Raw genomic sequence first — 5643 nt, 5'->3', positions numbered from 1 at the left:
TACGATCACATCTGCATGTTGAAAACACTCAAATGTGCCGTGCGTGTCGTCTGGGCCTACCGAAAATCACAATGGGTTGCATTCTTTACCACTGACCTTGATCTCACCGTCGAACAGACCATCGAATACTATGGCGCTCGCTGGAAAATCGAGGTCGGTTTCAAAGAGATCAAGCAGGAAATTGGAAGCATAAAAAGCCAAACCCGTACGCCGCATGCCGTTATGAATCACCTCAGCTTCTGCATGATGGCCACCACTATCACCTGGATATACGCAGATCGCCTTGATAAAACACCGCAGCGTTGTTACGCTGTTAACAATCGAAGTCACTTCGCCTTCTCCGATGTTAGAAAACTGATTACTCAGGCCGCATTCGATAAAGATTTTGTTACCTTTTGCCCCAAGCCAGGCAAACCCGAACAAAATTCTCTCATCAAAGCATTATTGCGGATGGTCGCATAGGGAAAAAAGGGAAACTTCAGGTCTATAAATCCACAAGGGCTTTAAATCCGCCGTAAGTCATACGAGAGGGATCGAACGGCATATTATTTTCATCGCAGGCATCTTTCATGCGCGGATCGTCCATCACTTTTTTGTTCACTTCGTCCCGGTGTTCGCGGGATTTATAGACGATAAAGGCAAAAATAACGGTTTCCCCGTCTTTTGTCCCCGCCAGTTCGCCGAACGGTGTTATTTTGCAGGTTGCAGGCGCATCTTCGGGCATTTCCGGCCTGGCGTCTTCCAGTACGCATTCCTTATATTGGAGCGCACCGTGTTCCATCCAGATTTTTCCTGCGCTTTCCGCCATTTCCCGGTAAGCGTCAATTTGGTCTTCCGGCACAGGTAAAACAAATCCATCTACGTAAGTCATTATTTATGCTCCTTCTCTTCTTCCCATGCAGGATTCCATACTATTTCCCACAGATGTCACCAGGTCTTTAAAACCGGCGTATCCGCCCCAGAATGTATTCTGGGCTTGTTTTACAATGGTCGCTCCGGCCTTTTCCGCTTCTTTCATAATTGTATCTACTGCTTCTTTTGAGGACACATTATGGCCAAGAGAGAATTCTGTTGAACTGGCCGGACTAACAGAAAGACCAGTATCATGCGCAATACTTTTTCGTGGCCATAACCCAAGCTTCAATCCTTTTTACATTTCAATAAACACCACGGTGCCGTGCTCAAATTCCTGTCCGACAATACTCTCCGTTTTAAAGTCCATTCCGTCACGGTAAAATGCCAGCGATTTCTCCAAATCGTCAACACCGATTGTTATGATAGTAATATATGGTTTCATTTTTAAGAGCTCTCACTTAAGCAGGCATTTCTATGTTCTTACCCGCGTACCGCGGCTTCAAGCGCGGCGATGTCGATCTTGTTCATCGTCATCATCGCATCGAAAGCGCGTTTCGCTTTGTCCCGGTCTGCTCCTGTCGTCAGCTCCATTAGAATCTTCGGCGTGATCTGCCAGAAAAAGCCCCAACGATCCTGACACCAGCCGCAATTATTCTCACTGCCGCCGTTCTCTATAATCGCGTTCCAATAGCGGTCGGTTTCTTCCTGATCGTTGGTCAGCACCATGAAGCTAACAGCCTGGTCAGGGGTAAAATTCGGCCCGCCATTCAAGCCGATAAATGACCGGCCAAGTACGGTGAATTCAACGGTCAGTTCACTGCCTTCCTGTCCGCCGGGAAAACCGCCGGGCGCGGTGTTTACCTGTCCCACACGGCTATCGGGAAATGTGGCGGCGTAAAATTCTGCCGCTTTGCTGGCTTCGCCGTGGTCGAACCACAGGCAGGTGACAAGTTCGGTCATATTTTATTTTCCTTTCCATACACGTAAATCATTATTCAAAGCTCCTTTGATTGTAGCTTATAAGATCGAATTCAGTGTTTGAAGGATTTTACCCCATCCTTCTAGTGTGCGTTCCGTCCATTCCGGCAGCACACCTTCATGGAGCAGGTTCAGCTCGCATCCGTCTCCCTCCGATGTAATATCAATTGTTACAACGGTCATCTCTTCTGAGTATCTGGGAACGCCGAATGTAAAAACCAGTCGGTGCGGGCGGTCGATTTCAAGATATTCGCCGACATGTTCCACCTCACTTTCTTCCCGTTTTTCGGCAATGAAAAATTTTCCACCAACGCAGGCATTAATTTCCACTTGCGTCATTACGCCATCCGGCGTTTTGAATAAAAATTTTCCGACCTTGTCCGGATCAAGCCAAGCATCAAAAACCTGTTCTGCCGGAAAATCGAAACGGCGAGTTACGCGCACGGACATTTTTGCTTCTGCTTTTTTCTGATTCGACATCTTTTATTCCTTTTCATGCTTCAGAAATTCTTCGAGTTGCGTAATTGTCGTGCCCCAACCTTCGTGGAAGCCCATCCCTTCATGCGCCTTCATCTGATCCGGTGTGCTGTGCATGACATGGGCGGTATATGCCGTGCCGCCCGCTGTTTCTTTCAGCGTAATGACGCATGTAAAGGCGATATTCTCACAAGAGCCGCTGTCCGCAGCAAGTGGCGGTTTAGGCCGGTATCCAGACAGTAATGAACTCGTCCAGACCAGACGTTCCTGCGGCACAATTTCCAAAAAACAGCTTGCGCCAGCGTGACCTTCGCCGTTCGGCCCTTGCATGTTCGTGTAAAACTCGCCGCCGGGACGTAAATCAATGCGACATTCGGTTGTTTGCCAAGGCTTTGGGCAGAACCATTGCTTGACAAGCTCCGGCTCGGTCAGGCCGCGCCAGACCAGATTTACAGGAACGGCCAGTTCCCGTTTTAGTACGAGGTCCAGCCTGGCGTCAATCGGTGTTATGCTCATCGTTGTTTCCTTTCAGTGTGTCATGTTCCGTTAAAAGCAGTGCATCCAATGCGTCAAAACGGTCGTTCCAGAACTTCCGCATTTGGCTCAGCCATTCCCACATTTCATCTATGCCGTACGGGTTAATAGAATATATACGCTGCTGCGCTCGCTTCTCCATTTTCACCAGCTCGGCTTCTCGCAACACTTTGAGGTGCTGCGATACGGCGGAAGGGCTAATATCGAACTGGTGACTGATATCGGAAGCGGCAATCTCCCCTTGCGCCGCTATGATCTCGATCATGCGGCGGCGGTTCGGTTCGGCGAGGGCTGCGAATCTATCCATGTTTTTATTATTTAATTAATACTTAATTAAGTCAACAATAAAATACAAACAGCACTCACCCATAGCGGATGTCACACTCATGTTGATGAAATGAAAGAAGCATCGTTTGACAGACTGGCTAAGAAATTACAGACGATCTTCGCCTCAGCCCATGCCCGGCGCTGGTAAATGAGCGTAGTGCATCGATTGTTTTTCAGGTGTGGGAGAGCTGTGTTCGGCATCCTGCGGGTGCGCTTCGATATAGGCCAACACCTCAGGCAGCCCCTCATGCTCTTCGATTTCGGCAAAGCGCTGTTCAAAAAGCGTTTGCGACGCCTTCACCTCGACAGGGGCGACGACTTCCGGCGGCATATCCGGCGTTACGCGATCCGGCAGGCTGGCAAAGGCGACCTGCACGTCAAATGCGGGGTCGTCATCGAACCATGAAGCCAGATAGCGTCTGGTGTCTTCCACGGCGCTGGTCAGGCTTTCGGCGGTTTCCTGCGCCAGATTGACGGCACCGCTCTTGAGCTGCGCATAATTGTCGTAGAGTTTTTCCGTGATGTAGCCAGCGCCGATTCCACCGCTGAGCAAGCCGATACCTGCGCCAATGGCCGTTCCAACACCAGGCATAATCAGCGTGCCGATAGTTGCTCCGGCCAAGCTTCCGCCAATGGACGCCGTTTCGATGAGTGCTGATTCTACTGCGCCTTCGAGATTACCGCGGGCAAGAGCAAGCTCTGCTGCCCCGTATGGCACAGTGGTTTCATAGAATCTTTCCGCCGCTTCGGCCTTTGAGCTTCCGCTCGCCAAAGCAAAAGCGCTGGATAATGTGCCAAAAACCGCACCTCCGATGAGGCCGCCTCTTTTGCCAATATTTCCAAGGGTTTCGGAAAATTTTCCAAGAGCGCTGCCTTTGGCGTCAAGCTCACCCTTATAAGCAAACTGTTCCCTTAATTCCGGTTTGACGAGCGTATTCAGGTTGCCGTCATGAGCAGCGGCATTGTGAAGGTCGATAGATTGTTTTTCTAAAGTTGTAACACGTTCATATTCTGCTTCGGTCAAAACTCGACTTTCAAGTTTTGCACGGCGTTGTATTTGTTGAATCTCTTCCATGATGTCATGCTTGGCTTATTAACACGCAGCATATCACGCTGTTGGATTTGAATTTCGGCCACATGCCCATTTTCAAGGGCAATTTTCGTATTTATGTCTCAATATCCTGTATCCGACGGCACTGCATATTTATCTTTCATGAAATCAACATCCAGCTCTTCCAGTATCGCCTGTTTGATCGCCGTTATTTGTTCCGGCGTATCAACGACAAAGCGTCCGCGCACCAAATCTTTGATTTGCCGTTGGTCACCGTGATAATCACTGTTAATTTTTGCCGATTTTCTCTTTGGACGAGAGCAGCGTTTTGATTTCAAAGTTGGGTTTTCCGTCATAGTGGGACTTGAGCAATTTACTCAGCTGTACGGCATCTGACACGCAACCTTCAAGCGGGCTGAACGGATAATCGTCGATGCCGACAATCAGCGCTTTTCTGGCCTCACGATACATTGGGACAACTCCTGAATGAAAATTATGATTTTAACATGTGCAGAACTACACTTGAGTAGCTGCCTATTAACAGCGCTTCATATCCGTTTTAGGCAACACAGGTAAGAGAAGCTATTTCTAATAAAAATCATCCGATTTGCATCTTCAGGCCGCAGCCATCATCGCATTGATTGCGGCCTTATTGTTTCCCGCCTGATTGGCGGGCAGCCACCATAATTCCATTCGTTATCAACTCTTGAGGCACATGCTCCGCTTCGCCGGTGTGTGTGATCGCGTTTGTCATGCTTTTGGATATTGAAAAATACAAACACCATGTCGAAAAGCTCGATATGAGCAAAGCGCAAAAGGAAGAATTGATGCGAACGGTCTGGGGCATCATGGAATCGTCGGTTGAGCGGGCGTTTGAGGAAGAGTCCGCAAGGCAGCGCTGCCGATCCGTTTCTCATAACAGTTTACAGAAAGGCTGTAACAGGATAGATTCAAACGAACCAACCGTATTGATCGGCCATTTCAGAAACACCGCAAAGCATGCGGTGGGAGACGGTGAAGACCATGACTGACAACGCCAAACAAAACGCCGTGATTTATTGCCGCGTATCCAGCGCCAAGCAGGTGCGCGAAGGGCACGGACTAAATTCGCAGGAGACACGTTGCCGGGAATACGCCCGGCACAAAGGTTACGATATAGCGCAGGTCTTTCAGGACGAAGGCGTATCGGGCGGCCTGATCGACCGGCCCGGCATCAAGGCGCCGCTGGCGTTTCTTAAACAAAACCGCAATCAGGCCTATGTCGTGTTGATACCGGTTTAAAATTGACCACCCATTACGGTTGAAATTTGACCAGGGTAAAACAGAGCGCAGGATACTACGCATCTGTGGATAAGTCGACCAGACTGAGTTGGTATTTTGCCTCCTGCTGATGCTTTGTGTTCAGTTGTTCGTTACAAATT

13 protein-coding genes are annotated in these 5643 nt (G+C 49.1%); 3 read left to right on the top strand and 10 right to left on the bottom strand.

Annotated elements, in window-relative coordinates; translation table 11 throughout:
* On the top strand, positions 1–462 hold a 462-nt coding region (locus BMY60_RS14520; RefSeq protein WP_177166697.1), incomplete at its 5' end, for a transposase.
* Between the two features lie 22 nt (positions 463–484).
* On the opposite strand, the gene BMY60_RS14515 is transcribed toward BMY60_RS14520, so the two are convergent.
* The 10 genes from BMY60_RS14515 to BMY60_RS14480 all read right to left on the bottom strand — a co-directional run bounded on the left by BMY60_RS14515 (position 485) and on the right by BMY60_RS14480 (position 4693).
* Positions 485–871 (bottom strand): DUF1428 domain-containing protein, encoded by a 387-nt coding sequence (locus BMY60_RS14515; protein WP_090334592.1) that lies wholly within the window; start codon positions 869–871, stop codon positions 485–487.
* A gap of 3 nt (positions 872–874) precedes the next feature.
* On the bottom strand, positions 875–1144 hold the full coding sequence (locus tag BMY60_RS16440; protein WP_256250961.1) for a VOC family protein: 270 nt from the start codon (positions 1142–1144) through the stop codon (positions 875–877).
* A gap of 6 nt (positions 1145–1150) precedes the next feature.
* On the bottom strand, positions 1151–1297 hold the full coding sequence (locus BMY60_RS16435) for a VOC family protein (RefSeq protein ID WP_256250960.1): 147 nt from the start codon (positions 1295–1297) through the stop codon (positions 1151–1153).
* 38 nt (positions 1298–1335) lie between these two features.
* Positions 1336–1815, bottom strand: coding sequence for a VOC family protein (locus BMY60_RS14505; protein ID WP_090334591.1), 480 nt, complete (start codon positions 1813–1815; stop codon positions 1336–1338).
* A 57-nt stretch (positions 1816–1872) separates the two neighbouring features.
* Positions 1873–2313: an SRPBCC family protein gene (locus BMY60_RS14500; protein ID WP_218141718.1), complete on the bottom strand. Its 441-nt coding sequence runs from the start codon at positions 2311–2313 to the stop codon at positions 1873–1875.
* Positions 2314–2316: 3 nt separating this feature from the next.
* Positions 2317–2826, bottom strand: a complete 510-nt coding sequence (locus BMY60_RS14495; RefSeq protein WP_090334589.1) for an SRPBCC family protein — start codon at positions 2824–2826, stop codon at positions 2317–2319.
* Positions 2807–3151: an ArsR/SmtB family transcription factor gene (locus BMY60_RS14490; RefSeq protein ID WP_090334588.1), complete on the bottom strand. Its 345-nt coding sequence runs from the start codon at positions 3149–3151 to the stop codon at positions 2807–2809. Before BMY60_RS14490 ends, BMY60_RS14495 begins: the two co-directional genes overlap by 20 nt.
* 144 nt (positions 3152–3295) lie before the next feature.
* Positions 3296–4246: a hypothetical protein gene (locus BMY60_RS14485; RefSeq protein ID WP_090334586.1), complete on the bottom strand. Its 951-nt coding sequence runs from the start codon at positions 4244–4246 to the stop codon at positions 3296–3298.
* Positions 4247–4344: 98 nt separating this feature from the next.
* Positions 4345–4560: a hypothetical protein gene (locus BMY60_RS16095; protein WP_218141717.1), complete on the bottom strand. Its 216-nt coding sequence runs from the start codon at positions 4558–4560 to the stop codon at positions 4345–4347.
* On the bottom strand, positions 4511–4693 hold the full coding sequence (locus BMY60_RS14480) for a caspase family protein (RefSeq protein WP_090334585.1): 183 nt from the start codon (positions 4691–4693) through the stop codon (positions 4511–4513). The genes BMY60_RS16095 and BMY60_RS14480 overlap by 50 nt, the downstream gene beginning before the upstream one ends.
* Before the next feature lie 281 nt (positions 4694–4974).
* Between BMY60_RS14480 and BMY60_RS14475 the strand changes: the two genes are divergently transcribed.
* Together BMY60_RS14475 and BMY60_RS14470 are read left to right on the top strand one after the other, a co-directional pair.
* Positions 4975–5253, top strand: coding sequence for a hypothetical protein (locus tag BMY60_RS14475; RefSeq protein ID WP_143057472.1), 279 nt, complete (start codon positions 4975–4977; stop codon positions 5251–5253).
* Positions 5246–5503 (top strand): recombinase family protein, encoded by a 258-nt coding sequence (locus BMY60_RS14470; protein WP_090334581.1) that lies wholly within the window; start codon positions 5246–5248, stop codon positions 5501–5503. The genes BMY60_RS14475 and BMY60_RS14470 overlap by 8 nt, the downstream gene beginning before the upstream one ends.
* The last annotated feature ends 140 nt before the right edge of the window (positions 5504–5643 follow it).

Source organism: Nitrosomonas sp. Nm51, assembly GCF_900111165.1.
In the GTDB taxonomy this organism is placed as follows: Bacteria; Pseudomonadota; Gammaproteobacteria; order Burkholderiales; family Nitrosomonadaceae; genus Nitrosomonas.
The sequence above is the reverse complement of the archived record's forward strand: the minus strand, read 5'-3'. Positions and strand labels throughout refer to the sequence as shown.

Coding starts and splice junctions, on each gene's coding strand:
- BMY60_RS14515 (WP_090334592.1), bottom strand. CDS start 871: ATGACTTACGTAGATGGATTTGTTTTACCTGTGCCGGAAGACCAAATT.
- BMY60_RS16435 (WP_256250960.1), bottom strand. CDS start 1,297: ATGAAACCATATATTACTATCATAACAATCGGTGTTGACGATTTGGAG.
- BMY60_RS14505 (WP_090334591.1), bottom strand. CDS start 1,815: ATGACCGAACTTGTCACCTGCCTGTGGTTCGACCACGGCGAAGCCAGC.
- BMY60_RS14500 (WP_218141718.1), bottom strand. CDS start 2,313: ATGTCGAATCAGAAAAAAGCAGAAGCAAAAATGTCCGTGCGCGTAACT.
- BMY60_RS14495 (WP_090334589.1), bottom strand. CDS start 2,826: ATGAGCATAACACCGATTGACGCCAGGCTGGACCTCGTACTAAAACGG.
- BMY60_RS14490 (WP_090334588.1), bottom strand. CDS start 3,151: ATGGATAGATTCGCAGCCCTCGCCGAACCGAACCGCCGCCGCATGATC.
- BMY60_RS14485 (WP_090334586.1), bottom strand. CDS start 4,246: ATGGAAGAGATTCAACAAATACAACGCCGTGCAAAACTTGAAAGTCGA.
- BMY60_RS14480 (WP_090334585.1), bottom strand. CDS start 4,693: ATGTATCGTGAGGCCAGAAAAGCGCTGATTGTCGGCATCGACGATTAT.
- BMY60_RS14475 (WP_143057472.1), top strand. CDS start 4,975: ATGCTTTTGGATATTGAAAAATACAAACACCATGTCGAAAAGCTCGAT.
- BMY60_RS14470 (WP_090334581.1), top strand. CDS start 5,246: ATGACTGACAACGCCAAACAAAACGCCGTGATTTATTGCCGCGTATCC.